24 protein-coding genes and 2 tRNA genes are annotated in these 26,993 nt (G+C 72.8%); 9 read left to right on the plus strand and 17 right to left on the minus strand.

The annotated features are described in order from the left end of the window. From GA0115234_RS31240 to GA0115234_RS31250, 3 genes are all read left to right on the plus strand, one after another. Positions 1 to 1,014, plus strand: a 1,014-nt coding sequence (locus tag GA0115234_RS31240; protein WP_141718507.1) for an SPFH domain-containing protein, incomplete at its 5' end; no start/stop codon positions are given. Between the two features lie 159 nt (positions 1,015 to 1,173). Further along, complete coding sequence (locus GA0115234_RS31245) at positions 1,174 to 1,764, plus strand: lytic polysaccharide monooxygenase auxiliary activity family 9 protein (RefSeq protein ID WP_093548447.1); 591 nt, start codon at positions 1,174 to 1,176, stop codon at positions 1,762 to 1,764. A 26-nt stretch (positions 1,765 to 1,790) separates the two neighbouring features. Next, positions 1,791 to 3,500, plus strand: a complete 1,710-nt coding sequence (locus tag GA0115234_RS31250) for an AMP-binding protein (protein WP_093548449.1) — start codon at positions 1,791 to 1,793, stop codon at positions 3,498 to 3,500. Here GA0115234_RS31250 and GA0115234_RS31255 read toward each other — a convergent pair. From GA0115234_RS31255 to GA0115234_RS31290, 8 genes are all read right to left on the minus strand, one after another. Beyond that, positions 3,497 to 5,035 carry an MFS transporter gene (locus GA0115234_RS31255; RefSeq protein WP_093548450.1) on the minus strand — a complete coding sequence of 513 codons (1,539 nt, stop codon included), beginning with the start codon at positions 5,033 to 5,035 and terminating at the stop codon, positions 3,497 to 3,499. The genes GA0115234_RS31250 and GA0115234_RS31255 overlap by 4 nt on opposite strands. Before the next feature lie 148 nt (positions 5,036 to 5,183). Beyond that, positions 5,184 to 5,257: transfer RNA gene (locus GA0115234_RS31260), tRNA-Lys, on the minus strand. Positions 5,258 to 5,348: 91 nt separating this feature from the next. Then, positions 5,349 to 6,107 (minus strand): IclR family transcriptional regulator, encoded by a 759-nt coding sequence (locus GA0115234_RS31265; protein WP_093548452.1) that lies wholly within the window; start codon positions 6,105 to 6,107, stop codon positions 5,349 to 5,351. Positions 6,108 to 6,273: 166 nt separating this feature from the next. Beyond that, the gene (gene ehuA, locus GA0115234_RS31270) at positions 6,274 to 7,134 is read right to left on the minus strand and encodes an ectoine/hydroxyectoine ABC transporter ATP-binding protein EhuA (RefSeq protein WP_093548454.1); all 861 of its coding nucleotides are present in this window, start codon (positions 7,132 to 7,134) and stop codon (positions 6,274 to 6,276) included. Beyond that, positions 7,124 to 7,765 carry an ectoine/hydroxyectoine ABC transporter permease subunit EhuD gene (ehuD, locus tag GA0115234_RS31275; protein WP_093548456.1) on the minus strand — a complete coding sequence of 214 codons (642 nt, stop codon included), beginning with the start codon at positions 7,763 to 7,765 and terminating at the stop codon, positions 7,124 to 7,126. The genes ehuA and ehuD overlap by 11 nt, the downstream gene beginning before the upstream one ends. Beyond that, positions 7,762 to 8,502, minus strand: a complete 741-nt coding sequence (gene ehuC / locus GA0115234_RS31280; RefSeq protein WP_093548458.1) for an ectoine/hydroxyectoine ABC transporter permease subunit EhuC — start codon at positions 8,500 to 8,502, stop codon at positions 7,762 to 7,764. Before ehuC ends, ehuD begins: the two co-directional genes overlap by 4 nt. A gap of 19 nt (positions 8,503 to 8,521) precedes the next feature. After that, complete coding sequence (gene ehuB / locus GA0115234_RS31285; protein WP_093548460.1) at positions 8,522 to 9,424, minus strand: ectoine/hydroxyectoine ABC transporter substrate-binding protein EhuB; 903 nt, start codon at positions 9,422 to 9,424, stop codon at positions 8,522 to 8,524. A gap of 244 nt (positions 9,425 to 9,668) precedes the next feature. Next, on the minus strand, positions 9,669 to 10,628 hold the full coding sequence (locus tag GA0115234_RS31290; RefSeq protein WP_093548462.1) for a D-2-hydroxyacid dehydrogenase: 960 nt from the start codon (positions 10,626 to 10,628) through the stop codon (positions 9,669 to 9,671). A 176-nt stretch (positions 10,629 to 10,804) separates the two neighbouring features. Here GA0115234_RS31290 and GA0115234_RS31295 point away from each other — a divergent pair, with 176 nt between their 5' ends. Both GA0115234_RS31295 and GA0115234_RS31300 read left to right on the plus strand, forming a co-directional pair. Next, on the plus strand, positions 10,805 to 11,599 hold the full coding sequence (locus tag GA0115234_RS31295) for a maleate cis-trans isomerase family protein (RefSeq protein WP_093548464.1): 795 nt from the start codon (positions 10,805 to 10,807) through the stop codon (positions 11,597 to 11,599). Positions 11,600 to 11,728: 129 nt separating this feature from the next. Next, positions 11,729 to 12,826 (plus strand): LLM class flavin-dependent oxidoreductase, encoded by a 1,098-nt coding sequence (locus tag GA0115234_RS31300; RefSeq protein ID WP_093548466.1) that lies wholly within the window; start codon positions 11,729 to 11,731, stop codon positions 12,824 to 12,826. A gap of 64 nt (positions 12,827 to 12,890) precedes the next feature. Here the strand turns inward: GA0115234_RS31300 and GA0115234_RS31305 are convergent, their stop codons facing one another. After that, the gene (locus GA0115234_RS31305; RefSeq protein WP_256088871.1) at positions 12,891 to 14,690 is read right to left on the minus strand and encodes a putative bifunctional diguanylate cyclase/phosphodiesterase; all 1,800 of its coding nucleotides are present in this window, start codon (positions 14,688 to 14,690) and stop codon (positions 12,891 to 12,893) included. Positions 14,691 to 15,168: 478 nt separating this feature from the next. On the opposite strand from GA0115234_RS31305, the gene GA0115234_RS31310 reads away from it, so the two are divergent. Beyond that, positions 15,169 to 16,383: a M6 family metalloprotease domain-containing protein gene (locus GA0115234_RS31310; protein ID WP_176729325.1), complete on the plus strand. Its 1,215-nt coding sequence runs from the start codon at positions 15,169 to 15,171 to the stop codon at positions 16,381 to 16,383. A 94-nt stretch (positions 16,384 to 16,477) separates the two neighbouring features. Here GA0115234_RS31310 and GA0115234_RS31315 read toward each other — a convergent pair. The 7 genes from GA0115234_RS31315 to GA0115234_RS31345 all read right to left on the minus strand — a co-directional run bounded on the left by GA0115234_RS31315 (position 16,478) and on the right by GA0115234_RS31345 (position 22,946). Further along, positions 16,478 to 16,551, minus strand: a tRNA-Lys gene (locus GA0115234_RS31315). Beyond that, on the minus strand, positions 16,542 to 17,261 hold the full coding sequence (locus GA0115234_RS31320; RefSeq protein ID WP_093548472.1) for a hypothetical protein: 720 nt from the start codon (positions 17,259 to 17,261) through the stop codon (positions 16,542 to 16,544). Before GA0115234_RS31320 ends, GA0115234_RS31315 begins: the two co-directional genes overlap by 10 nt. Positions 17,262 to 17,507: 246 nt before the next feature. Then, on the minus strand, positions 17,508 to 17,849 hold the full coding sequence (locus tag GA0115234_RS31325; protein WP_093548473.1) for a hypothetical protein: 342 nt from the start codon (positions 17,847 to 17,849) through the stop codon (positions 17,508 to 17,510). 103 nt (positions 17,850 to 17,952) lie between these two features. Continuing rightward, positions 17,953 to 19,287: an AAA domain-containing protein gene (locus tag GA0115234_RS31330; RefSeq protein ID WP_093548475.1), complete on the minus strand. Its 1,335-nt coding sequence runs from the start codon at positions 19,285 to 19,287 to the stop codon at positions 17,953 to 17,955. Then, a complete protein-coding gene (locus tag GA0115234_RS31335; protein WP_093548477.1) occupies positions 19,284 to 20,891 on the minus strand; it encodes a hypothetical protein in 1,608 nt (535 codons plus the stop codon). The genes GA0115234_RS31330 and GA0115234_RS31335 overlap by 4 nt, the downstream gene beginning before the upstream one ends. Further along, positions 20,882 to 22,069: a hypothetical protein gene (locus tag GA0115234_RS31340; RefSeq protein ID WP_237541887.1), complete on the minus strand. Its 1,188-nt coding sequence runs from the start codon at positions 22,067 to 22,069 to the stop codon at positions 20,882 to 20,884. The genes GA0115234_RS31335 and GA0115234_RS31340 overlap by 10 nt, the downstream gene beginning before the upstream one ends. Then, complete coding sequence (locus tag GA0115234_RS31345; RefSeq protein WP_237541888.1) at positions 21,954 to 22,946, minus strand: phosphatase PAP2 family protein; 993 nt, start codon at positions 22,944 to 22,946, stop codon at positions 21,954 to 21,956. The genes GA0115234_RS31340 and GA0115234_RS31345 overlap by 116 nt, the downstream gene beginning before the upstream one ends. A gap of 244 nt (positions 22,947 to 23,190) precedes the next feature. Here GA0115234_RS31345 and GA0115234_RS31350 point away from each other — a divergent pair, with 244 nt between their 5' ends. Continuing rightward, entirely contained in the window at positions 23,191 to 23,787 is a 597-nt protein-coding gene (locus GA0115234_RS31350; protein WP_093548481.1) for a histidine phosphatase family protein, read from the plus strand. A 59-nt stretch (positions 23,788 to 23,846) separates the two neighbouring features. Here GA0115234_RS31350 and GA0115234_RS31355 read toward each other — a convergent pair whose 3' ends face one another. Continuing rightward, positions 23,847 to 25,193, minus strand: coding sequence for a transcriptional regulator (locus GA0115234_RS31355; protein ID WP_093548483.1), 1,347 nt, complete (start codon positions 25,191 to 25,193; stop codon positions 23,847 to 23,849). Positions 25,194 to 25,444: 251 nt separating this feature from the next. Here GA0115234_RS31355 and GA0115234_RS31360 point away from each other — a divergent pair, with 251 nt between their 5' ends. Together GA0115234_RS31360 and GA0115234_RS31365 are read left to right on the plus strand one after the other, a co-directional pair. Continuing rightward, positions 25,445 to 25,891, plus strand: a complete 447-nt coding sequence (locus GA0115234_RS31360) for a hypothetical protein (RefSeq protein WP_176729326.1) — start codon at positions 25,445 to 25,447, stop codon at positions 25,889 to 25,891. Between the two features lie 110 nt (positions 25,892 to 26,001). Next, entirely contained in the window at positions 26,002 to 26,955 is a 954-nt protein-coding gene (locus GA0115234_RS31365; RefSeq protein ID WP_093548485.1) for a spermidine synthase, read from the plus strand. Positions 26,956 to 26,993 lie beyond the last annotated feature (38 nt).

Below are 26,993 nucleotides of genomic sequence, written 5' to 3' on the forward strand. Positions count from 1 at the left end.
GGCGCGCAGGGGCGGGGAGCCGCCGGCGGCCGCCCGCCGGTGGGGGTGCGGCGGCCGCCCCTGCCGAGGGGGCCGCAGGTGCGGCCCCCGACGCGTCCGGCGCCGGTGGGTGATCCACGCCTCGCCGAGCGGCCGGGGCCCGCGCTTCCCGGCTGGCTGGCGCTGTTCACCGTGGCGGCCGGGGTCGCCGGGGGCGGCGTCGTGCTCTGGTGGATCGGCGCGCTGCCCGCCGCCGCGCTCGCCCGGTTCGGGATCGGCTCCCGCCCGTACGACGGGATCGGGATCGGTGCCTGGGCGGCGTTCGCCGCGCTGATGTCGCTGGTGCTCTTCGCGCTCGGTGGCCTGAGCCGCGGACGCGTGGGGTACGCCTGGGTGCTGACGCTGTTCGGCGAGTACCGGGGAAGCGTGCGGCGTACCGGGCTGATGTGGATCAGCCCGCTGCTGCTGCGCCGCCGGATCGACGTACGGCTGCGGCACTGGCGCAGCGAACCGCTCCCCGCCGTGGACGCCAACGGTACGGCGCTGCGCGTCGTCGTCCTCGTGGTGTGGCGGATCGAGGACACGGTGCGGGCGGCGCTCGGGGTCGCCGACCACGAGGAGTATCTGCGCGAGCAGGTCGAGGCGGCGATGGCCCGGGTGCTCTCGCAGCTGCCCGCCGACGCCTTCCACGAGGACGCGCACACCCTGCGCAACGCCGAGGCGGTCGGCGACGCGCTGACCCGGATGCTGAAGGCGGACTGCGAGCCCGTCGGCATCGAGGTGTACTCGGCGCAGCCGACCGGTATCGAGTACGCGCCGGAGGTCGCCGCGGCGATGCAGCGCCGCCGGATCGCGGCCATCGACGCCAAACACCGTGACAGCGTCTTGACTTCGGTGGTCGACGCGGTCGACGACACGGTCAACCGGCTGACCGCGCGGGGCCTCGTGGAGCTGGACGACTACGAACGGAAGGCCCTGGTCAAGGACTTGACGGTGGCCTTCTACACCGGACGCAGCGGCGGTGAGGGGGCCTGAGGGACGCACGGGGCAGCCGGTCCGGTCAAGCGGAATCCAGTTCTCATTGGTCTGGACATGTTCATATTCCGTCAATAATCTAAGTCTTGGTCTAGACCGCAGGACACGCGTGCAGCACGGCTCATGGAACCTCCCCCACGTTCTTGAGGAGCGACAGCAATGCGTAAAAGGGCAAGCGCGGCCGTGGTCGGCCTGGCCATCGCGGGCGTCTCGATGTTCGCGACGAGCAGTGCCAGCAGCCACGGCTACACCGACAACCCCATCAGCCGTCAGAAGCTCTGTGCCAACGGCACCGTGACGGGCTGCGGCAACATCCAGTGGGAGCCGCAGAGCGTCGAGGGCCCGAAGGGCTTCCCGGCGGCGGGTCCGGCCGACGGCGCGATCTGCTCCGGCGGTCATGGCGAGTTCGCCCAGCTCGACGACCCGCGCGGCGGCAACTGGCCCGCCACCCAGGTCACCGGCGGCCAGGGCTTCAACTTCCGCTGGCAGTTCACCGCGCGCCACGCGACGACGGACTTCCGCTACTACATCACCAAGGACGGCTGGGACCCCACCAAGCCGCTCACCAGGGCCGCCCTGGAATCGCAGCCCTTCATGACGGTGCCGTACGGCGGCAAGCAGCCGCCCGCGACCCTGACCCAGCAGGGCACCATCCCCACCCAGAAGAGCGGGAAGCACATCATCCTGAGCGTCTGGAACATCGCTGACACCGGGAACGCGTTCTACGCCTGCTCCGATGTTCAGTTCTGACGCATAGTCAGTTACCGTGCGGCGCCATGAGGAGCGCAGGCACCGTAGCGGAGCTCGTACAGCGCCAATGGGGCGACCACCGGCCCGGACTGAGACATCGGGACACCGTCCTCACTCATCACCAGGTCGCCTCCGGCGCTGCCGCACGGGCCGCGCTCCTGGCGGATCTGCTGTCGGCGGGCGGCGAACCGCACCTCGGGGTGCTGCTGGACAACACCCCTGAATTTCCTCTCTGGTTGAGCGCGGCGGCCCTGGCCGGGGCCGCCGTGGCCGGTATCAACCCCACCAGGCGCGGCGCCGAGCTGGCCCGCGACATCCTGCACACCGACTGCCGGGTCCTGGTCACCGAACGCGCCCATCTGCCGCTGCTCGACGGCCTGGACCTGCCAGGCGTCCGGATGCTGGTGACCGACACCGACGCGTACGCCGCCCTCCTCGCCCCGTACGCCGGGGCCGAGCCGGGCGACACGGTCCGGCCGGGCATCGGACCCGCGACCAGGATGCTGCTCTACTTCACCTCCGGATCGACGGGCGCGCCCAAGGCCGCGATCTGCACCCAGGGGCGGCTGGCGGCGGCCGGACGGTCGCTCGTCGACCACTTCGGCGTCCGGCGCGAGGACGTCCACTACATCTGCATGCCGATGTTCCACGGCAACGCGGTGATCGCCGACTGGGCGCCCGCACTGGCCGGCGGGGCCGCCGTCGCGCTGCGCCGCCGCTTCTCGGCCTCCGGATTCCTCGACGACGTACGGGCGCACGGGGCGACCTACTTCACCTATGTCGGCCGCGCCGTGCAGTACCTGCTGGCCACCCCGGAGCGCCCGGACGACCGCGAGCACCCGCTCCGGCTCGGCTTCGGCACCGAGGCCGGTGCGGTGGACGCGGCCCGGTTCCGGGAGCGGTTCGGGGTGCGGCTGGTCGAGGGCTACGGCTCCTCCGAGGGCGGCGCGGCGATCCAGCGGACCGGGGACACCCCGGCGCGGGCGATCGGGAGGGCGTCGGCGGGCGACGATCTCGCGGTCGTGGACCCCGAGACCGGCGAGGAGCGCACCGCCGCGGTCTTCGACGCGGCGGGCCGGCTGACCAACGGGGCCGAGGCGATCGGGGAGCTGGTCAACCGGGGGCGCACCCCCTTCGAGGGCTACTGGCGCAACGCGGCGGCGGAGGCCGAGCGGGTGCGCGGCGGCTGGTACTGGACCGGGGACCTCTTCTTCCGCGACGCCGAGGGCTTCCTCTACTTCGCGGGCCGCACCGACGACCGGCTGCGGGTGGACAGCGAGAACCTGGCCGCCGCGGTGATCGAGAACATCCTGGCCCGCTGGGCGGAGGCGGCGGCCGTGGCGGTGTACGCGGTGCCGGACCCGGTCGCCGGGGACCAGGTGATGGCGGCGCTGGCCATGCGGGCGGGGGCCGCCTTCGACCCGGCCGCCTTCACCGCGTTCCTCGCGGCCCAGACGGACCTGGGCACGAAGATGGCCCCCGCCTTCGTACGGATCGTCCCGGGGATGCCGGTGACGGCGACGAACAAGGTGCACCGGGTGGGGCTGCGCCGGGAGGGGTTCTGGTGCGGTGATCCCGTGTGGCGGCGGGATCCGGACGGCGGCTACGCGCCCCTCGGGGGCGAGCGGCTGGCGGCCCTGCTGGGCGAGTACGAGGAGCGGGGGACGCAACTGCCGGACGGGCCCGGAATCCGGGCCCGGCCGGCGAGCGAGGACGGAACGGCGTACCCGCACTAGTCCGTCAGGGCCATCTCCTCCCGCACGGCGGCCGCCGCCGTGCCCGCGCCCGCTTTCGCGGACCGCCGCAGCAGCGCCGCGGCCAGCACCGCGCCCACCAGCAGCAGCGCGGCCCCCGCCACCGAGGCGTACTGCATGCTGTGCACGAAGGCCTCCCGCCCGACCGGGATCAGCGAACCGTCGCCCGTGGCCACCGCTCCGGCGAGGGTCTTGCGGGCGGCCTCGGGAGCGGAGTCCGGCATGTCCGCGGTGTAGATCGCGGTGGCCACCGCACCCAGCAGGGCCATCCCCGTCGCACCGCCGAACTCCTGGCCGGTCTCCAGCAGCGAGGCCGCCGTACCGGCCTTCTCCGGCGGGGCCGTGGACAGCGCCAGGTCCGAGACGAGCGCCATCACGGTGACGATGCCGCAGCTCATCACGGCGCAGCCGGTGAGCAGCAGCGCCAAGGAATCCGTACCGGTCAGGGCGAGGACGGCGAAACCGGCGGCGGCGATGACGAAGCCGGCGCAGATCACTCGCACACGGTCGGTCCGCTGGGCGATCGCCGTGGCCGTCGGGGCCGCGGCGCCCACCGCCAGCGACGGCGCCAGGCTCCACAGCGCGGCCTCCATCGTGCCCATGCCGAGCACCGACTGGAGGTACTGCGTGGTGAAGAACGAGGAGCCCATCATCGCGAACGCGGCCAGTGCGTTCAGCCCGATCCCCACCGAGAAGCCGCGGTCGCGGAAGAGCTCCCGGCTGATCATCGCGTCGGCGTGGCGGCGCTGGCGCCGGACGAAGAGCCGGCCGATCAGCAGCCCGGCCGCGATGATCAGGCCGTTGCGCAGGCCGAGCCCGTGGGCGGCGCTCTCCTTGATGCCGTAGATGACCGGCAGCGCGGACCCCATCGACAGCGGCACGCTGAGGAAGTCGAACCGGCCGGGCTCCGGGTCCTTGAACTCCGGGACCAGCACCGGCACCAGGACCAGCAGCAGCACCATCGCCGGCACATTGATCAGGAAGACCGAGCCCCACCAGAAGTGCTCCAGCATGAGCCCGCTGAGCACCGAACCGAGCGCGATCCCGCCCGCCATGGCCCCCGACCAGATCCCCACGGCCCGGCCGCGCTGCCGCTCGTCGCGGAACATGTTCCGCACCAGCCCCATGGTCGACGGCATCAGCGTCGCCCCGCCGATCCCGAGCAGGGCGCGGGCCGCGATCAGCATCTCGGGGCTGGTGGCGTACGCGGCGGCGACGGACGCGGCACTGAAGGCGACCGCGCCCAGGAGCAGCAGCTTGCGACGGCCGATCCGGTCGCCGAGCGAGCCCATCGTGATGAGCAGGCCGGCCAGGGCGAAGGCGTACACATCGAAGATCCAGAGCTGCTGGGTGGCGCTGGGGGCGAGGTCCCGGTCGATGGCCGGGATCGCGAAGAAGAGGACGGAGATGTCCATCGAGACGAGGAGGAGGGGGAGCAGGAGGACCACGAAGGCGGTCCATTCCCGGCGACCGGCGAGGTGGCCGCGCTCGGCGGTGGTGCTCGTTGCGTTCGTCATGCCAAGGAATGTACGGGCGTTTAAAACACTTGTCTAGTACGCATGTATAAAACGTACGGACGTGTAAGACGTTCGTACATCTCCGAGGGCAGCGAAAAACGCACTGGGCGGTTCACGTGTGTACGTGAACCGCCCAGTGCGTTGTCTGTGCGCCGCCAGGGACTCGAACCCCGGACCCGCTGATTAAGAGTCAGCTGCTCTAACCAACTGAGCTAGCGGCGCCTGCTGACTCGAAAATAATACCTGCTCCCGAGGGGTGCTGATGACACCCCCGCCGGACGGGGCCCGGGGAGGCCCGTCCGGAACGGGACCCTTAGAGCGCCATCGACAGGAGGACCGGCGCCGCCCGCCGGTTCAGCGTCTCCGCCGCCGCGCGCAGCCGGTGCGCGTCCTCGACCGGAAGCGACAGTGCCAGACAGCCCGCCGATGCCCCGGCCGTCAGCGGCACCGCCGCGCACACCGTGCCGACCGCGTACTCCTGGAGGTCGAGCACCGGGACCGTCGCGGGCTGGCTGTCCAGCTTGGAGAGGAGCACCTTCTCGTTGGTGATCGTCCGCGAGGTGAGCCGGGGCGTCTTGTGGCGGGAGATGTGGTCGCGGCGGCCGTTCTGGTCGAGCTGGGCCAGCAGGCACTTGCCGACCGCCGAGGCGTGCGCGGAGGACCGGAAGTCCACCCACTCGTTGACCGCGGGGGTGTGCGGGCCGTCGGCGTACTGCGTGATCCGGATCTCGCCGTCGACGTACCGGCTGATGTAGACCGCCGCGCCGACCGAATCGCGCAGCTGCGCCAGTATCCGCTGGAGCCTGGTCTCCAGGGCCTGTCTGCGGGCCGGCCCGGAACCGATGAGCAGGAGCGAGGAGCCGACGACGTACGCGCCGTCGGTGACCTGCTCGACGTAGCCCTCGCGGCGCAGGGTCAGCAGCAGCGGGGTGAGATGCCCGGCGGGCAGCCCCGTCTCCCGGGAGATCTGGGTGCCCGTCACGCCGTCGCCGTGCTTGGAGACCGTTTCGAGAACGCGAAGGGCGTACTGCACCGAAGGGAACGGTGCGGTCGGCTCGGGCTTCAATGCCACGGTTTCCCCCTGCCAGGTTGTGACCGCAAGCTCTGTCCTCACGATAGCCGCCAAGGCCCCTTGCGGGGGCGGCTGTTGACGACTCGGCGGAGCGCCCCGGCGTCGTGAGCTGGGGCGCATCCGTCCGGCATATGCCAAAGTCACTGTCGTTCGGTGAGTGGCGAGGTCACAGCACTGCGTCGAGGAACGCGCGGGTACGTTCGTGCTCCGGATCCGAGAAGATTTTCTCCGGCGGCCCGGATTCGACCACGTGTCCTGCATCGAACATCAGTACCTTCTTCGAGACGTCCCGGGCGAAGTTCATCTCGTGGGTCACACAGACCATGGTGATGTCGGTGTTCCTGGCGATGTCGCTCAGCAGATCCAGCACGCCCGCCACCAGCTCCGGGTCGAGCGCCGACGTCACCTCGTCCAGCAGCAGGATCTCCGGCCGCATCGCCAGCGCGCGGGCGATCGCCACCCGCTGCTGCTGACCGCCGGAGAGCTGGGACGGATGCGCGTCGATCTTCCCCGAGAGCCCCACCAGGTCGAGCAGTTCGCGGGCCCGGTCCTCCGCTTCGGCGCGGTCCATGCCCAGTACGTTGACCGGGGCCTCGGTGATGTTCCGCAGCACGTTCATGTTCGGGAAGAGGTTGAACTGCTGGAAGACCATGCCGATCTTCTTCCGGGCCTCGCGCAGATGCTTCTCGCTCGCGGGCTTCAGCGATCCGTCGGGCGCCGCGACGTGGGACAGCGGGCTGCCGTCCACCCAGATCACGCCGTCGCTGACCTTCTCCAGGGTCATCAGCAGCCGCAGGATGGTGGTCTTGCCGGAACCGCTGGGACCGATCAGGGTGACGTGCTCGCCGCGCCGCACCGAGAAGTTCAGCCGGTCGAGGACGACGTGGTCGCCGTACCGCTTGACGACGTCGTCGAAGCGGACCAGCGGCGGGCCGGTCTCCGGCGCGGCCCGGGGCGCGGTGGCCGGCACGGCGTCCCGGGGGGCCGCTGCCGCCGGCTTCTGCAGGGGGAGGGGTTCAGTGGCCAAGACGCTTCTCCAGCTTTCTCATAAGGAGCGAGGTGGGGTAGCTCGCGACCAGGAAGACCAGGCCGGCGAGCGTGAATGCCTCGGTGTACGCGAAGTGGTCGGCGCCGTACTTACGGGCCTCGAAGACCATTTCCTGCACCGTGATCACGGCGAGGAACGGGGTCTCCTTGAACATCGAGATCGCGTAGTTGCCGAGCGCGGGCAGCACATTGCGCACCGCCTGCGGCAGGATCACGGCCTGCCAGGTCCGCCGCGGGCCGAGCGAGAGCGCCCGGCAGGCCTCCCACTGGCCCTTCGGCACCCCGTCGATCCCGGCGCGGTACACCTCGGAGGTGTACGTGGCGTAGTGGACACCCAGCACCACGATGCCGATGGTCAGCGGCTCCACCGAGCTGAACAGGGCGGCCGCGCCGACCAGTTGGACGAGCAGCGGGGTGGACCGGATGAACTCCATCACGACCCGCACCGGCACCGTCACCCACCTGCTCGGGGCACGTCCGGCGACCGCGATGGCCAGCCCCAGGACGGCGGCGACCAGCGTGCCGAGAACGGTCGCGAGCAGGGTGACCTCGAAACCCTTGAGCAGCAGGGGGAGGGCGTCCCCGGCGGCGTTCCAGTCGAAGCCGTTCACCGGGCACCTCCCGCCGGCGAGGCGACGGCCTCGGTGGCGCTGCGGCTGCGCAGCAGCGAACCCGCGCCGGTGTGCAGCCCGAGCCGCCGCTTGGCGCTCCGCTCCAGCAGATTCATCAGCAGGGTCAGCGCGTAGGCCAGCACGAAGTAGATGACCAGCAGGGTCAGATACGCGGCGAGCGTCTCACCGGTGCGGTCGCGCAGCTGCTGGACCACGGTCATCAGGTCGGCCGCGGAGATCAGCCACAGCAGCGGGGTGCACTTCAGCAGCTGGATCAGCAGATTGGTGAAGGACGGGATCATCTGCACCCAGGCCTGCGGAAGGATCACCTTGCGCATCCGGTGCAGCGGCGACATGTTCAGCGCGACGGCCGCCTCGTACTGGCCGCGCGGCACGGAACCGATCGCCCCGCGCACCACCTCGGCGCCGTACGCGCCGTAGTTGAGACCGAAGGCGACGACACCGCAGAGCAGCGGGTCCAGCTCGTACCCCGTCAGGGTCGGCATCGCGTAGTAGAGCCAGAACAGCTGGATGTAGAGCGAGGTGCCGCGGAAGAACTCCACGACCACGCGCGACACCCCGCGCAGCACCAGCAGCCGGCCGACCGACATCAGGCCGAGGGCGAACGACAGGAGCAGGGCGGCCAGCGCGCCCAGGACGGTGGCCTGGAGGGTCACCCACAGCCCGGAGCGCAACTGCGGCAGATCGTCGAGGAAGGCGGAGAAGAAATCACTCATGCGGCGCGGTCCGTCCCTGTCAGCCCTTGCACAGATCGGCCGTCTTCAAGGTGGCCGGGGGGAGTTCGGAGGCCCCGAAGCCGTACTCCTGGAGCAGGCCGACATAGCGCGACCGGTCCGCGACGATCTTCTTCAGCTCGCGGTTGAAGGCGTCCCGCAGGTCCTCGTTGCCCTTGCGGAAGACGGCGCCGCCGGGGCTGTACTGCTTCGTGCCGTCCAGCTCCGGCAGGAAGGCGTCGGTGACCTCGGTGTCCGGATTCGTCTTCGCCAGCCAGCGCAGCGAGATCCCGGTGAGCAGGAACGCGTCGATCCGGCCGCCCTTGACCGCGTCGGCGCCGTCCTGCGGCTTCTGCAGCGTCTTGATCCGGCCCTCGGGGATGCCGGCGCCCTGGGCGTACCTGGCCTCGACGGCGCCCGACATCACCCCGACGGTGATCCCGGCGGCCTTCGCGGACGCCAGGTCGGTGACCTTCTTCGGGTTGCCCTTCCTGACCATCAGGGCGGTGGGGGAGATGAACTCCGGTTCGGAGAAGAGGGCGTTGGCGCAGCGCTCGGGCGTGATCGCCATTCCGGCGCTGACCACGTCGTACTTGCCCGCCTGGAGTCCGGGGATCAGACCGTCCCACTCGGAGAGCGTGGGCTTCAGCTCGTCGACGCCGAGCGCCTTGAAGATCTCCCGGTGCAGGGTGGGCGCCTCGCCCTTGAGCTGCTTGCCCTCCAGGTAGCCGTACGGGGCCTCATTGGCGTACGCGACCCGGACGAAGCCCTGCTTGCGGAGCTTGTCGAGCGCCCCCGCCCCGTCCGCGGAACCGGCGTCGGTCTTGCTGCACGCGGAGAGCAGACCGGGAACGACGAGCAGGCCGCCCACGGCTGCCGATCGGTTCAGAAAGCCCCGGCGGGACAGATTCGGGAAGTCAGCCATGGTTCGCAGTCTCCTGGAGGGGTCGAACAGTCCGGACAGGGTGAGCGCCTGCCCGATCCGGTACGTCTATGCAGGAGACGGCCGCATGTGACCGAACGGTGTCCGGAAGGTGACCTTCCCGTGTCCCGTCCGGGGGCGCGGCGAGGCCCGGTGCGCGGGGCCTACTACCCAGTGCGCAAAGCTTCATGACGGCCAGTCATGCGCCGGGAGCGGTGGCCGGCGGACCGGACCAGGTCAGCTCACTTCATTCGCCCGGCTCCCGCACGGGGACGTAACCCCGTTGCTTGTCCACCACGTTGGGCAACGGCTCCCCGGCCGCCCAGAGTTCGTACATCGCCACGAACTGCTCGCTCAGCCGGTCCCGCCAGCCCGCGGTGTCGCCGCTCATGTGCGGGGACACGATCAGATCCGGTACGTCCCAGAGCGGGCTCTTTGGCCCCAGCGGTTCCCGCTCGAAGACGTCGAGTGCCGCTCCCGCGATCCAGCGCCTGCGCAGGGCCTCGGCCAGATCGTCCTCGACGACCATCGGTCCGCGCCCCACGTTGATGAAGCGGGCCGACGGCTGCATCAGCCCGAAGAACCGGGCGTCGAACATGGCGCGGGTCGACTCGGTCAGCGGAGCCGCGCAGATCACCCAGTCGGCCAGGGCGGTCAGCCGGTCCAGGTCCTCGGTGCCGTGGATGGTGCGCCGCGCCGTGCGCCCCACGAGCGCCACCTGGACGCCCAGCGCGATCAGCAGTCTGGTGATCTCCCGCCCGATCGGGCCCGCGCCGACGACCACCGCGCGGCTGCCCGCGAGCCGGATGGTCTCGCGGTGGCGCCACTGTCGCCGCCGCTGGAGCTCCAGCGTGCCGGGGAGATCCTTGGCGAACGCCAGCACCAGACCGGTCACGTACTCGGCGATCGGCCGCTCGAAGATGCCCCGGGCGTTGGTCACCACCGTGCCGGAGGCCGTCAGCTCCGGGCAGAGCAGCCGGTCCACACCCGCGCTCGCCGTGTGCACCCAGGCCGGGCGCGGTCCGTCGCCGGGCCAGGCGGCCCGTACCGCGTCGGAGGTGAAGTCCCACACCAGCAGCACATCGGCCGTCGGGAGCCGTGCGGCGAGTCCGGCCCCGTCCGTGTACCGGATCCGGGCCCGGCCGGTCAGCCGGCCGAGCCGGGGCGACGGGTCGGTGTCCAGCACGAGCAGGGTGGGCACTGACATGAGGGACCGTCGCTCCGCTGCCTCTGGGATGTGCGGATTGACCACGCTCGCACTCGGGCCCGGACCCGTCAACAGGGCACCGCGGGACTCATGTCATATGGGGGAATACTGGTAAGGAACGGGATGTACGGGCGCGGGCCGATCCGCCGCGCCCCGGACGGAACGGGAAGGGTGACATGACGACCGTCGGAATTCTCTACCCGGGCCATCGCGCGGAGGACGACTTCCCGCGGATGGAGATCCTGCTCGACGCCGTCAGGCTGGTCGTGCACCGCACCGATGTCGACGACGACGCCTACACGGCCGACGCGCTGACGCGTACCGGCGCGCCCGAGCGCCTGGCCGCCGGAGTGGAGGAGCTCCAGCGCGCCGGTGTCGAGTCCGTCGTCTGGGCGAGCGGCGGCGGCAGTTTCCTGTACGGCTGGGAGGGTGCCCATGAACAGACCGCCGCCCTGGCGCGGGCGGTCGGCGTGCCCGCCTCCAGCACCGCGCTCGGCTTCGTCCACGCGGTACGGGAGCTGGACGCCGTACGGGTCGCCGTCGCCTCCACCTACCCCGAGCGCCTCACCGGCCTGTTCGCCGACTTCCTGCGCGCCGGGGGCATCGAGGTGGCCGGCACCCGTGCCGAGCCGCTCGGATCGGCCACCGAGGCCGCCGCCTGGGACCTGGGCCGGGTGAAGGAACTCGCCGTCGCCGCCGACCGGCCGGAGGCGGACGCGGTACTGCTGCCCGACACGGCGCTGCACACCGCCGGGCACGAGGCGGAACTGGAGGAACTCCTCGGCAAGCCGGTCCTCACCGCGAACCAGGTCACCGTCCGCGAGGGGCTGCGGCTGGCCGGCCGCCGCGCGTGGTCCCCGGCGCTGGGCAGGCTCTTCGCCGACCGGGAGGCACCGCCGGCCCCGGTCGGCGCCTGGGGCGCGGGGCGGGAACGCGCCCACGGCGGCCGGCACGGACGGCCCGGAAAGTAGCCGGCAGGTCCTGCGGGAGCGGCCCGGGAATAAAACGGAGACGACCTCCTGTTACGCGCTGAGGACGTACGAGCTACGCGCTGAGGGCCTACGAGCCGGACGCAGGCGCACCACCGGAGAGGCCAGGACGTGGACGAGATTCGAGGCGACGAGATCCGGGGCAAGGCGGAGGGAACGGCCACCGTGCCGCTCTCCGTACTCGACCTGGTGACCGTGGGGCAGGGCCGCACCGCCACCCAGGCGCTGCGCACGAGCGTGGACATCGCACGGCTCGCCGAGCGCCGCGGATTCCACCGCTACTGGGTCGCCGAGCACCACTCCATGCCCGGCGTCGCCTCCTCCTCCCCGGCCGTGATCCTGGCCCACCTGGCCGCCCACACCGAGCGCATCAGGCTCGGCTCCGGCGGCGTGATGCTCCCCAACCACGCCCCGCTCGTCATCGCGGAACAGTTCGGCACCCTGGAGGCCATGGCCCCCGGCCGCATCGACCTCGGCCTCGGCCGCGCCCCCGGCACCGACGGCGCGACGGCGGCCGCCCTGCGCCGCAGCGACCGGCTGAACGAAGGGGCCGACGACTTCCCGCAGCAGCTCGCCGAGCTGACCCGGTTCCTGGACGACGACTTCCCCGACGGCCACCCCTACGCCCGGATCCACGCGGTCCCCGGCCCCGTCCAGGCCACGGCCGAGGGCGGCGTCCAGTCGCCGGCCCGCCCGCCGGTCTGGCTGCTCGGCTCCTCCGGCTTCAGCGCCCGGCTGGCCGGGGTACTCGGCCTGCCCTTCGCCTTCGCCCACCACTTCTCGGCCCAGAACACGATCCCGGCGCTCGACCTGTACCGCGAGTCGTTCCGCCCGTCCGCGGTGCTCGACGCCCCGTACGCCCTGATCGGTGTCGCGGCCCTGGCCGCCGACGACGAGCGCGAGGCCCGCCGCCAGGTGCTCTCCGGCGCCCTGTCCATGGTCCGGCTGCGCACCGGCCGCCCCGGCCTGGTCCCGACGCCCGAGGAGGCGGAGGCGTACGCCTTCAGCCCCATGGAGCGCGAGTTCGTCGACGGCTGGCTCACCAACATCGTCCACGGCACGCCGGACGCGGTCCGCGGCGGCCTCGACGACCTGGCCAAGCGCACCGGCGCCGACGAGCTCATGATCACCGCCAACGCCCACGGCGGCGAGGCCAGGCTGCGCAGCTACGAGCTGATCGCGGACGCCTACGGGCTGCCCACCGCCTGACCCCGGGCCCGCGGCACGGCCGTCGTGCGGACGGCCATGCCGCGACGGACCGGTTCGGACCCGCTCAGACCTGTAACGGGCGGGTGCCGATCAGCTCGGCGATCCGCTCCGGGGCCACCGCGCGCGAGTACAGCCAGCCCTGACCGGTGTCGCAGCCGATCCTGCGCAGCCGTTCCGCCTGGCCGGCCGTCTCCACGCACTCCGCGGTGACGGTCAGGCCCAGCCGGTGCGCCAGCTGCACCATCGCCTCGACGATCGTCTCGTCGGCCGGGCTCGGGTGGGCGCCGTCGTCGTAGCGGAAGCCGCGTACGAAGGAGCCGTCCAGCTTCAGCACCGAGACCGGCAGCCGGCTCAGATAGGCGAGGTTGGAGTAGCCCGTACCGAAGTCGTCGATGGCGATCCGCACACCCATCTCGCTGAGCGACTGGAGCGCCTGGATCGGGCGGCCCGCCGAGCCCATCACCGCGGACTCGGTCAGCTCCAGCTGGAGCAGCGAGGGATCGAGGCCGGTCTCGGCGAGGATCTCCGCGACATCGGTGACCAGATCGGAGTCCCAGACCTGGCGCACGGCGACATTGACGCTGATGAACAGCGGCGGATCGGTGGGGTGTTCCAGCTGCCAGCGCCGGGCCTGGCGGCAGGCCGACTGCAGCACCCACCGGCCGAGCTGGACGATCGAGCCGTCCTCCTCGGCGATCGCGACGAACCGATTCGGCGAGAGCATGCCGAACTGCGGATGGTTCCAGCGGACCAGGGCCTCCACCCCGCGTACGACCCCGTCGGCCATGCCGACCAGCGGCTGGTACTCGATGGTGAACTCGCCGCGCTCCACGGCGGGCCGCAGATTGGACGAGAGCGTCTGCCGGGTCATCCGGTGGGCGTTGCGCTCCGGGTCGAAGACCGTCCAGCGGGCCTTGCCGTCCGCCTTCGCCCAGTACAGCGTGGTGTCGGCGGCCTGCATCAGACCGGTGGCCGAGGTACCGGCCACGGCCCGCTCCACCACCCCGATCGAGGCGGACACGGAGATCCGCTGCCCGGCCAGGTCGAAGGGCTGCTGGAGGGCGGCGAGGACCGAGCGGGCCAGGTCGGTGAGCTGCTGCGTACCGGCGGAGTCCTCGACCAGGATGGCGAACTCGTCGCCGCCGAGGCGCGCCACGAGAGGGGCACCGGAGCGGTGCGGGCCGTCCTGGGCGGCGCACTCGGTGAGCCGTGCGGCGACGGCGGCGAGCAGCCGGTCGCCGACCCGGTGGCCCATCGTGTCGTTGACGGCCTTGAAACCGTCCAGGTCCAGGTAGCAGAGCCCGACCCGGCCGTGCCCGGCGGTGCCGTCGTCGTACGGCGGGGTCTCCAGGACGGCCGAGAGCCGTTCGAAGAACAGCGTCCGGTTGGGCAGCCGGGTCACCGGGTCGTGCATCTGGAGGTGGCGCAGCCGTTTCTGCAGCTCGCGCCGGTCGCTGATGTCCGAGACGGAGAGCAGCACCCGGCCGGGCCCCGGGCCGTCGTCCGCACCGGCCGCCCGCTCGGGCATCGGTACGACGGTGACCTCGGCCCACAGCGCGCGTCCGTCGGGGTGCTTGAGCCGGTGGGTGCAGCGGAACCGTGAGCGCCGTCCGTGCAGCACCTCGCGGTACGCGTGCCAGGTGCGGCCGTCCGCCGCGAGGTCGAGCAGATCGGCCGCGGACTGGTTGGCCAGCCTCGGGGCGGAGAGGCCGAGCAGGGTGCCGAGGGCCTCGTTGGCGGTGACCACCAGACCCTCGTGATCGACCACGGCCATCGGGAGCGTGGCGGCCAGGAACGCGGCCCGGTAGCCGTGCGGCTCGGAGCCCCCGGCCTCGGCGGGGGGCCACGGAGCGTGACGATCCACGGCCGCCGGTCCTGCGGAATGCCGGGGTGTGCCCGCCGTGGGCCCGCGCCCTTCGGGGGTTCCGCTCACCGTTCGCTCCCGCCGTGCAGTTCTGTCCTGAACAGGTGTGGCCGGACTGGCCCGTCGCGCGGAGCGCCTGGGTCGGAGGCGGGAATCGCGCGGGAAAGCCTGGTGAAGCATAGAGGTTGGTGCGTCGGCCGTTCCAGCGCCCGACCCTTCCATGCCCCGCGTTCGCCCCGCATGGGCCATTCGCGCAGGGATCCGTTTTGCCCGTAATCGATCACTTCTGAGTGATTGCGTTCTTCTGCATGGCCTCGATGACCGATTGTGACTGTCTGTGAGGGTCGGGGCCCTGATCGATCACTGACTCGACTGGGGCAGCTCAACAGGACGGAAGCCCTCGACCGACACAGGGTGAGTGGGTGACCGCATCTCGCACCCGGAGGTAGTTGTGCCGCGTCAGCACAGATCCGGGGGAGTGGAGAGGCCGAGCCTGCGCGCCGTCGGTGCCGCCGTGACCTCTCTCCTGGCGCTCGCTGCCACCTCCCTCGTCGCCGGGCCCGCCGTGGCCGCCACCGGTGAGGCGGGCCCCTGTGCCCTGCCCCGGACCGAGGCCCACCACTCGCTCGGGGTGAGTGACTGGAACAGTGCCTACCCCCGGCCCGACCACCCCCTCGACGCGGTCATGATCTTCCTGTCCTTCCCGGACCACACCCCCGCGATGACTCCGGCCGAGCTCGCCGCCGACCACTTCCCCGCCACCACCCGGTTCTTCCAGCGCGCCTCGTACGGGAAGTTCACCCTGCGCCCGCACCCGATGCGGCAGTGGATCAGGATGCCCAGGACGTCCGACCAGTACGGCATACACCGCGACTGGGACAACGACGGGCGCGGCGCCTATCTCCGCGACGCCATCGCCGTGGCCGACCCGAAGGTCGACTTCTCCCGGTACGACATCGTCTATCTGGTCGCCGATCCGGACGCCCCGGGCGTCGACTCCGACGCCACCAAGGTCGTCAACTTCGACCAGCCGCTGCACGCCGACGGCACGGCCATCCGCCGCGTCGTCACCGTCTTCGAACAGCACCCGCCGGACCGCAATGTGCTGGCCCACGAGACCGGGCACGTCTTCGACCTGCCGGACCTCTACCACCGCCCGTCCGACGGCAAGGGGGACTGGGACACCTACGTCGGCGACTGGGACGTGATGGGCAGCCAGTTCGGGCTCGCACCCGACCTCTTCGGCTGGCACAAGTGGAAGCTGGGCTGGCTGGACCGCAGACAGGTGGTCTGCGTCCAGCGCAGCCGGGACATCACCCTGGAGCCGATGGCCGCCGCACCCGCGCCCGGGGCCTCCATCGGCACCCGGCTCGCGGTGATCAGGACCGGCGAGGACAGCGCCGTGGCCATCGAGGCCCGCAGTGCCACCGGCAACGACAGCACGACCTGCACCGAAGGAGTCCTGCTCTACCGGGTGAGCAACGGAACCCCGTCCGGCGGCGGCCCGGTCGAGGTCCTCGACACCCACCCCCGCACCGACGCCTGCTGGGACCGCTCGGTCTACGCCCCGCTCGCGGACGCCCCGCTGCGGGTCGGCGAGACGTACAGCATCCCCGGCGGGCACGCCAGGGTCGAGGTCGCCGACCGGAAACCGTCGGGCGCCTGGACGGTCCGGATCACCACCGGGACGTGAGAGGCCCGGCCCCGCGGCCGAAACAACGCAAGAGGCCCGGCCCCCGGCCGAAACGAAGAAGCCCCCCGCTTCCGCGAGGGGCTTCTTCCGTCTGTGCGCCGCCAGGGACTCGAACCCCGGACCCGCTGATTAAGAGTCAGCTGCTCTAACCAACTGAGCTAGCGGCGCCTGCTGACGTCGTAGACATTAGCATCCGGATCGGCGGGAGGAAAAATCGAATTCCGGGCCACCGACGAGGGCGCCGACCTGGTCACCCGCACACAGGCCCAGAGCAGTACGTCGGGGCCCGGCAGCCAGGGGCTGCGGGTGTCGGGTGCGACCAGCCAGCGGGGGCCGGGGGCGGCCGGGGCGCAGGTCAGGGGCGGGACGGTCACCGCGTCCCCGGTGCCGTGGCAGAGCAGCGGCGGAACCCTGCCGTCACCGTCCTCACCGTCGCCCCGCCCCTGCGGGCCCATGGCGGCCCGCGGCTCGGTCCCGCCGCCCCACTCCTCCCAGTCGAGCAGCGAGGGGAGCCGCTGGGCGGTGCCGGGCGAGGCGAAGAGCAGCATCCGCCCGCGGTGCGTGGCCACCGGGCCGGAGCCGGGGCCGTCGGACCACAGGTGCTCCAGCATCCGGCGCCCGAAGAGGGTGGGCACATTCACCACGTCGAAGGCCGATCCGCACGGCAGCACACCGGGCGAGGAGGGGTGGGCCTCCCACTGGGCCAGCGTGCTGCGCGGATACGCGGCCGCGCCGGCGAGCCAGGCGGCACCGGCCGCCGTGACCTGAGCCGTTTGGTGCGTGGCCTGGTTCCGCAGAACGGCGAAGACGTCGGCGTCGTGCGAGCGGGGGGCGTCGCCGTGATGCAGGGTCGAGTTGTCTGGCAGCCATGCGGTCATGCCGACATGTCTACCTGGAGTGATCAAACGGATTCCGAGAGTTGCCGGAAACCGGGACAGGCCGGGGGGCGGAGGAGTATCTTGCGCTCGGGCATATGCCAGTGGTTCTACCCGGGGTCAGGACCGGCCGGGCCGGGCGGTACGCCGGGGCCCTGGGCACCCCGCCCCGCAGGACCGATGCCACCCGCGCGACGGCCGTGGTCCGGCGCCCACGACGGCCGCACCGGACCGGTCCGGTACCGGCCGTCAGGGCGTGGAACCGCCCAGCAGGCTGCGGCCGAACTCCACCATCTTCTTGGCATAGTCCTCGGTCCACCGCGCGCGCTGCGCGATGTCCGCGATGGTGAGCCGGTCGAACCGGCGCGGATCGGCGAGCTGGGCGGCGGCGATCGCCTGGAACTCCACCGCCCGGTCGGTCGCGGCCCGGAACGCCAGGGTCAGCTCGGTGGCGCGGGACAGCAGCTCCTTCGGATCGTCCATCGACTCCAGGTCGAAGAAGTGCTCCGGATCGGCGACTGCCGCCGACGGTTCGAAGAGCAGGGGCGCGGGGCGCATCCGCTGCTGCCCGTTCCGCTCGGGTTGTGCCATGTGGTGTTGCCTCCTCGGGTCGGGCCGACGGCCACCCTCCATTGTCCAACGCCCCGCAAGGGGGCCCGGCACACGGCCGGGACCGGGGGTGCGCCGGAGGCCGTCACGCCGCCCACCGCACCCGGTGCTCCGCCAGATGCGCCAGCACCGCGTGGTTGGCCTCCCAGCCGTCCGGGAACTTCACCGTGACGCCCAGCTGGACCGGCTCCGTCGACGGGTGTTCGTCCAGCAGCTCGGTGACGCCCGCCCGGCACACCACGATGCAGGCGTGCCGGTGGCGCGAGGCCAGTACGCAGAGCCGGCCCGTCTCCAGGTGGAAGGCCGTGGCGTCGGGGCGGCCGGACAGCGGGTGCAGGACCACCGTCACATCGAACTCGCGGCCCTGGAGCCGGTTCGCCGTGTCCACCGCGACGCCCGTCACCCCCAGCTCCGCGAGGGCCGCCCGGACCGCCGCCGCCTGGTCGCGATGGGCGGTGCCGACCGCGACCCGGTCCGCCGTCACCGGCACCGGGTCCGGGGAGCGCTCGCTGGTCGCCGCACCGCCCCGGTCCAGCAGCCTGCGGACCACCAGGGCCACCGCCCGCACCGCCTCCGGGTCGGTGCGCGGGGTGTGCCTGGCCGGCAGTTCGAGCAGGCCCCAGCCGGACTCCGCGGCCTCGTCCAGCACCCGGTCCGGCGCCGAGCCGTCGGACGCGACGCCGAACGCCAGCTGCCGGTCGCCGTGGTCCGTACCGCTGCGGAACGGGGTGTACGGGTAGAACGCGTCCGAGACCAGCGGCGCCGCGGAGGCGGGCAGCCGCCACGACACCGGCAGCCGGTGCTGCGGCAGCCGGGGATTGTGCGCGAGGAGGGTGGAGACCGCACTCGCGGACGGGTCGTAGGAGAGCCCCGCCCACTGGTCCGCGCCGACGATCGAGAACGGGTCCAGCTGGCCCGGGTCGCCGACGAACAGCGCCCGCTCGAAGAGCCCCGCGACGGCCAGCAGCGCGTCCGAACGCATCTGGTACGCCTCGTCCACGATCGCGTGGCCCCAGGGCTCGACGTTCTTCACGTGCGCCCACTTCGCGGCCGTCGAGATGACCACGTCGAGCCCGGCGAGATCGGACGCCTTCGCCGACTTCCGAACGTTGGCCAGCCCGTCCAGGACCTTGTCGTACGGGTCGGTGTCATTGCTGTGCAGCCGGCCGACCGGCAGCCCCGGATCCTTCTCCGCCAGCCGCACCACCAGGTCGTCGACCTGGGCGTTGGTCTGCGCGACCACCATCAGCGGATGCCCGGCCGCGGCGAGTTCGCGCGCGGCGCGCACCACCAGCGTCGACTTGCCCGCGCCCGGCGGGGAGTCCACCACGATGCCGCGCGACGTACCGCCCAGGGTGTCGGCGAGGATCGCGTCGGTCGCCCGCGCGGCCTGGGCGCCCGGGTCGAATACGGCGGTCACAGGAGGTCCTCCGCGGTCACGGGGTCGGGATGCTCGGCGAGCCCGGCCGCACCCGGCGGGCCGCCGTGCGTCCAGGGCGTCGCCTCCGGGTCCGGCAGCTTCGGGCCGCCGCGCTGATCGTGCTCGAAGAGCGTCCAGGCGATCCGGTCGCCCGGCTCGGGCAGCGAACCCGGCGCCGGCTCCTTGCCCCGGCCCATCCGGTCGAGGATCCGCAGCACCAGCGAGGGCGCGCCCCCGCCCTCCGGCTCGGCGTACCCCACGAACTCGGCGGTCTGCGGCCTGCCCTCCAGCGAGCGGTACACCTTGGTGCGCTCGCCGAGATGCGGGTGCTCCTCCGTAAGGACCGTGACCAGCGGGCGCGGCGAGGGGCGCTTGGACTCGCTGTACGCCATCACCACCTCCGCCACCTCGGCGACGAACGCCTCACCGGCCAGCCGCCGCCCGGCCAGCACCAGCGGATCGTCCAGCGCCTCCTGGGCCTCCAGCTGGGCCTGGGCCGTCTCCCGCGAGGCCAGCTTCCGCGCCGCCGTCACCGCGTCGTCCCGGCGGGGCTGCGGCGGCTCGCCCGAGCGCACCCGGTCCCGGTGGCCGGTGAACGACCAGCGGTCCCTGGTCCAGCGGTCCTCGGCCCTGGCCCCCTCGGGGAGCTCCCTCAGCAGGTCGAGGCCCCGCCACACCGCGTCCCACGTCGGCCGTGTGACCCGGGCCAGCAGGGCCCTGATCTCCCGCTCGGCGGCGGTCAGTTCGCCCAGCCGGGCATCGGCCGCCAGACCGTCCTCGGCCGCCGCGAGCGAGGTGCGCGCCCGGTCGTACTTCTCGATGGCGGGCGCCAGCAGCCGGTTGTCGAACGCCGGGTCCGTGGCCGGGCCGGCCGGCGGGCACAGCAGCTGCCCCTCGCCGTCCCGCGCCCCCTCCGCGCGGAGGGCCGCCGAGGCACCCGACTCGCCCGCCGGGGCGTCGATCCAGGCCAGCAGCGCACCCAGATGCTGGTCCTCCAGACTGCTCTGCCCGGTCGCCCAGTGCCGGTTCAGCAGATCGGTGGTGGCGAGCAGCAGCGAGGAGCCGGGCACCCGGGCCCGCTCCCCGTAGTGCGTCAGCCAGCGGCCCAGCAGCGGGACCCGGGCGGGCGCGGGGTACGGGGCGTCCGGGTCGTCCTCGGCGGTGCGGCGGAACCGCATGGAGCGGCCCAGCAGCCGGACGAACTCGATGCCCGCCCGGCTCGGCACGATCAGCTGCGGCGCGTCCGCGCACAGCTCGACCTCGACCTTGACCTTCTTCCCGGTCTCCGGATCGGTCTCGTTGCGCTCGGCGGGCTCGACGACGTCCTCGTACGCCTCGATGTGCGGCAGCACCGCCTCGGCCAGCTCGGCGAGGAAGGCGAACCGCAGATCCCGGTCGCGCGGCTGCGAGACCGTCAGCAGCCGGGGCGCCTCCCGGTCCGTCCCGACGAGCGCGCCCAGCGGGGCGCCCGCCTCACCGGCCGTGGTCAGCGGGACCAGGACGAGCGGCCGGTCGGTGAGATGGCGGTGCCGGACCGTCGCCATCGGCTGCGCCCGGCCGCTCTCCACGGCCTCCAGCCGGGCCAGGGTGCTGATCAGCGACATGCCGGACCGCCCGCCAGCGCCTCGGCACGCAGGGCCGCCGCCCGCCGCAGGGCCGCGACCGTCGGATCCGCCGGGTCGCCCTCCTTGCCCGCGGCCGCCGCCAGCACCTCGCCCACCGTGGTCAGCCCGCCGAGCTCACCGCGCACACTCCGCCCCAGCGCCTCCACCGCACCGGCCGCACGCGCCTTCGCCCGGCAGTGGAAGGCCAGCTCGCAGGCGGCCAGGCACTCCGGGGCGTACGCCGCGCCGACCGATTCGACCGCGGCCTCCAGCTGCGGCCGGGGGCACTCCGGATCGAAGCCGGCGCCCGGGGGCAGGGTTGCCGCGATGTCCTCGATCCGGGTCAGCCTGGTCAGCTGGCGGCGGGTGACCGCGCGCTGCTTGCGTACGTCGACGACCGAGGCGGTGGGCAGGTTGGAGAAGTCCTTCGGGCAGACCAGCAGCACTCGGTGGCCGACCTCGGCGCCCTCGGTCCGCTCCGCGATCCGCTCCAGCGCCAGTACGTAGACGGCGGACTGCCGGGCCGCCGCGCCGACCTTCGCCGCGTCGGCCGAGCCGTCGACCATGGGGAAGGACTTGATCTCGACGACCGTCCAGGTGCCGTCGGGGTGCACCGCCACCGCGTCCGGCTCCAGATAGGCGGGGGAGCCCGCCACCTCCAGGGCCAGCATCGGGTGGTCCAGCAGCGCCCAGCCGCCCGCCTCGGTCGCCTCGCGCAGCGCCAGCGCCGTGCGCGCGGCGCGGCCCTCGGGGCCCGCCGCGGTCAGATCGGGCACCGCGATCCCGTGCGGTGCCTCACCGGCGCCGCCGAGGTGTTCGTGCAGCAGCCGCATCAGCTCCGTGCCGCCGTCGGCCTTGACCCTGGCCTCGAAGGCGTTGCCCCGGACGAAGGCGAACTGCGACTGCCCGTAGGGGGCCGGTGAACCGAGCGCCGCGGCCAGCGCGGCCTTGTCCACCCCGGCGCCGTCGAGCAGGGCGCGGCGCCGGCAGCCGGGGTTGGCGGCGAGGGCGGCCAGCGCGCGGGCGTCCAGCGGACGGGGCGGGACGGCCGGTCCGCGCAGCTCAGCGAGCCGCTGCCGGAGCGTCGTCGCCCGCCGCTCCCGCTGCTGCGGGGGCGGCGGTGTCGGCCCGGGGGACGCGACCGGCCGAGGCGTCTGCGTCGGCCGATGCGGCGGCATCGGTGGAGTCTGCGGAGGTGGTCCGCTGGCCGGGGATTCGCTCACCCGCGGAAGTCTTGCATCCGGCACTGACAACCGGGGACTCCGCGACCGGGGCGATCCTCGGGAAGCGTGCTCCGACCCGGTCCCGGATCCGGTCGGCGAGACGCATCACGGGCCGGGCCAGCAGGGCTCCGAGGCCCATCACGGCGGCGCCCGCGACCGCGTCGAGGAGGTAGTGGTTGGCCGTGCCCATCACCACGAAGGTGGTGATCAGGGGGTAGGCGACGCCCGCGGCCCGGACGTACGGATTCTTGCTGTGGCGCCAGAGCAGGATGCCGCACCAGAGCGCCCAGCCGACGTGCAGGCTCGGCATCGCCGCGTACTGGTTGGTCATGCCGCCCATGCCGCGCGGGGCGCTGGCCTCGGTGCCCCACCAGCCGTACGAGCTGTACTGCGCCATCGTGTCGACGAAGCCGTGCCGGGCCTCCAGCAGCCGGGGCGGGCAGGTCGGCAGCAGCGTGAAGCCGATCAGGCCGAGCAGTGTGGAGGTCATCAGCCAGGTGCGGGCCCTGCGGTACACCTCCTGGCGGCGGCGGAAGAGCCAGATCAGGACGGCCGGGGTGACGAGGTAGTGCAGGGACGCGTACGCGAAGTCGGAGGGTATGCCTATCGAGGGGTGCGCGGTGAGCAGCCGGTTGAGCGGATGTTCGAGGTTGATGTGGAGCGTCTTCTCCAGGCGCAGGATGCTCAGGCCGTGGTCGACGGCGGTGGACACGTCGCCGCGCGCCACCAGCCGGCCCGCCGAGTAGGCTCCGTACACCAGGGCCAGCAGCGGCAGCTCGGTCCACCAACGGGGCCGCGGGCGCGCCACGGGCGCGGTGCTGGCGTGCTGCATCCGGAAGCTCTCCATCATGTGTTCATACGACCGACGACGGGCGTTCAACCGTACGGGGCGGTCCGGTCTCGATTCCCCCGGGGTCCCTTCGGGACCCCGCGTGCGGACAGATTTCTCCGCGCAGAGTGGGACGCCGGTGCGGCCCGGGAGGTTGCCTCGCGAGCACGTACGCGATGATGGGAAAACCGGATGATCCGCATCGTCGCGGACGCCGGCCTCAGATCTCAGTTCAGGGAGAGCCGTCATGGCACCGCGTATCCTGCTCGCCCGGCACGGCCAGACGGAGTGGTCCGTCAACGGCAACCACACCGGCAGGACGGACATCCCGCTGCTCGACACCGGCCGTGCGGGCGCGAAGCTCCTCGGCGAACGGCTGCGGCGCGGGCCGTGGGCGGAGCTGCCCGGCCTGGAAGTGCGTACCAGCCCGCTGGTGCGGGCCAGGGAGACCTGCGACCTCGCGGGATTCGCGGACCGGGCCGAGCCGTGGGACGCGCTCATGGAGTGGGACTACGGGGCGTACGAGGGGATGACCCCGGCCGAGATCAAGGCGACCCGGCCGGACTGGTTCATCTGGCGCGACGGGGTGCCGGAGGGGGAGACCCCGGCCGAGCTGTCCGCCCGCGCCGACGAGATCGTGGCCTGGGCCCGCTCGGCCGACCGCGACGTCCTGGTCTTCGCCCACGGCCACATCCTGCGGGCCCTGGGGGCGCGGTGGCTCGGCGAGGACGTGTCGTTCGCGGCCCGCATCCGGCTCGACCCGACGTCGCTGTCGGTGCTGGGGTGGGCCTACGGGGCGCCCGCGATCGAACGCTGGAACGACACGGGGCACCTGGAGCGTTAGGGCCTGTCCGGCGGATCAGGCCCTGCGGCCTTTCGCCGGACTGCCTACGGGCCCCGGTCCTACGAGGCGGCGGGTTCCGTCGCCTCCGTGTGCCGCTCCAGGAAGTCCCGCACCTCCGTCACACAGCGCTGCGGTACCAGCACCGCCACCGCCTCCGCCAGCATCGCCCGGATGCGGGTCGACCGGACCCGGCCCAGCAGGTCCAGCACCTGATGGCCCGCCGCCGCCGCCTCCGCGACCCGGCCCGCGCGGGCGAGGTCCCAGGTCAGCTCGGTCCGGTACAGCGCCAGGTTCCGGGTGAAGTGCGGGTCCTGGAGCCGGGCGGCCCGCCGGGCGTGCCGGGCCGCCCGCGACCAGTCGCCCAGCGCCGACCAGCACTGCGCCTCCAGCATCTCCAGTTCCGCCTCCCGGAAGAAGGTCATCCACTCCGGGTCGGCGTCGCACGGGCCGCGCCCGAACGCGGTGTGCGCCCGGCCGATGGCCCGCTCGCAGCCCGTACGGTCCCCGAGCCCCGCCCGGCCCCCCGCCTCCCGCAGTGCGAGCAGGGCCAGCAGCCGGGGCGAGCCCAGCGGCTGCGCCGCCCGCTGCCCGGCCTCCGCCGCGCGCACGGACTCGCGGGGCCGCCCGGTGTCCCGGGCCAGGAACGACGTGTTGCAGAACGCGTGCGCCTCCAGCGCCGCGTCCCCGGCCACCCTGGCCGTCGCGAGCGCCTCCGCGTAGTGCGAGCGGGCGTCCTCGAAGCGGCCCGAGTCATGGGCCAGCCAGCCCACCGAGATGGCCAGTTCGCCCGCTCCGGCGTGCAGCCGGTCGGCGGTGGAGCGCCTGGTGGCCGCCCCGGAGTCGAGCAGCGCGTACGCCGCCCGCAGCGGCCGGGACGCCCTGCGGTACAGACCGTCGGCGCCGTGCCGGTCGTCGAGCAGCCGGATCTGCCGCACCGCCTTCTCGACGGCGCTCACCTCGGTCTCGCCGACCCGGCGCGGGTCGGGCAGGGCGGCGGCGGACGGGGGGCCGAGGCCCAGGGTGGCGGCCGCCATCGCGGTGGTGCCGCTCGTCATGAATACGCGACGCAGCACGTCGCTCTCCTCGTAGGTGTCGCTGTGGAGCGTAGGGGGCGGGGGAGTGTCGGCAGGGGTCCGCGCCCCCCGGCCGCGTACGGTTTCGCGCGGCGAGAAGCCCAGGTCCGCCAGGGTCGTTCCGGGGAACATGTGCAGGAAGACCCGTTCGTACGCGTAGTTGGGGCAGCGGATCTCCCCGGACTCCACGCGTCCGATGTACCGGGCGTCGCACGCGACCTGCTCGCCGATCTCGCGGGCCGATCTGCGTACCGCGGCAGCGAACTCCCCGGCGGAGCGCTGTCCGCGCAGCCGCCGGAAGGCGAGGTTGGGAACTGCCCCTGTCGACACCATGGCGGGGACCTCTCTTCTGCAGCTCGTCTGCAACCGGGCTCCTGCTTCCGGTGTCCCGGCGGAGCAAGAACGTACCTGCTGTAACGAGTCACACACACAGCGTTTGCCTACAAAGCGGGCATCTCGCCCACGATCCGCCATGAACTGCCACCCTTTGCGGCGGCGTGGCACCGTAGCCCTTGACGCCGTCGGCGCGTTGGTCCATGCGGAGACGGAATCCGGCTCCGCCCGGCGATGAGAGGAGAGGTCCCTTGTTGCACCTCGGCACGGAGACCGGCTCGCGGACGACTGCGACGACCCCGGCCGTACCGGGCGCCACGGCGCCCGCCGCTGTCACGGAGGAGCACGGTGCCGCACCCTGCGACCTGGTGACCGTCCCGGCCCGCCAGGGGCTGGAGGCCGTGGACATCCTGCGCCGGGACGCCGGTCAGGGCATCGGCCCGGTCCTGCACGACGGCGCCTGCGACACCCTCGGCTTCCTGGTGCCGCCGGGGACCGCCGAGGCGTGGGACGTACCGGGCAGCGCCTGTACGCAGACCGCCGGCCGGGGGCTTCGCATCCCCGCCGAACCGCCCGTCATCGGCAGCGGCTGGCTGCTGCCGCCCGAGGACGACGCCCCGGTCACCGACCCGGCCGTGCTGCGGGCCGCGCTCGACCAGGCGGCCCGGCTGATCGAGGCGGCCGACAACTGCCGCTGACCGCCGGTACCTCGCCCGCGCGCCCATAATGGGCAGGTGGGCGGGTTTCCCCGGCACGGCCGGTTCCCTACCGGTCCCGAGCGAAGAGCAGTGAGCGGGCACGAGCAGCGGTGGCACGTCGAGGAGCGTCGGGCGGGGGTGCGGGCGCCCGTAAGCGGTCCGACCGCAAGGCCGAGAACAGGGCCGGGACCGGGAGCAGGGCCGAACGCGGGACCGGACGGGCCGGGCGCAGGGCGGAGCCCCTGGCCGAACCGGTCGACGGCGGCCTCGCCGAACTGGTCCCCGACCGGGAGCGGCCGCGCGCCTGGACGCTGACGCTGGACGGCGCCCCGCAGTCCCACGTGGATCTCGACGACCCCACGTTCCTGTCCTTCGAGTACCAGCGCAGGATCGGCCACATCGCCGATCTCGTCGCACCGCCCGGACAGCCCCTGCACGTGGTGCACCTGGGCGGCGGGGCCTTCACCCTCGCCCGCTACATCGCCGCGACCCGGCCCCGCTCCACCCAGCAGATCGTCGAGGTGGACGCCGCGCTCGTCCAACTCGTCCGCCGGGAACTCCCGCTGGACCCGCAGGCCAGGATCCGGGTCAGGACCGCCGACGCGCGTGCCGGGCTCGGGAAGATCCAGGACGGCTGGGCGGACCTCGTCATCGCCGATGTCTTCAGCGGGGCCCGTACCCCCGCACACCTCACCAGCACCGAGTTCCTCGCCGAGGTCCGCAGAGTCCTGAAGCCCGGCGGGAGTTACGTCGCCAACCTCGCGGACGGGCCGCCGCTGACCCATCTGCGCGGTCAGATCGCCACCGCGGCCACGGTCTTCCCCGAACTCGCGCTCGCCGCCGACCCGACCGTGTGGCGCGGCCGCCGCTTCGGCAACGCCGTGCTGCTCGCCTCGGACCTGCCGCCGGCGGTCGCCGAGCTGACCCGCCGGGTCGCGACCGATCCGCATCCCGGCCGCGTCGAACACGGGCGGGCGCTCGCCGACTTCACCGGCGGCGCGGCGGCGGTGAGCGACGCGGACGCCAAGCCGTCCCCGCCGCCGCCCCCCTCGGCCTTCGGCTGAGGCACGGCTCCCGGGCGCGGCCTCCGGAGCAACGGTCG

This window comes from Streptomyces sp. DvalAA-43 (genome assembly GCF_900091725.1).
Lineage (GTDB): Bacteria > Actinomycetota > Actinomycetes > Streptomycetales > Streptomycetaceae > Streptomyces > Streptomyces pulveraceus.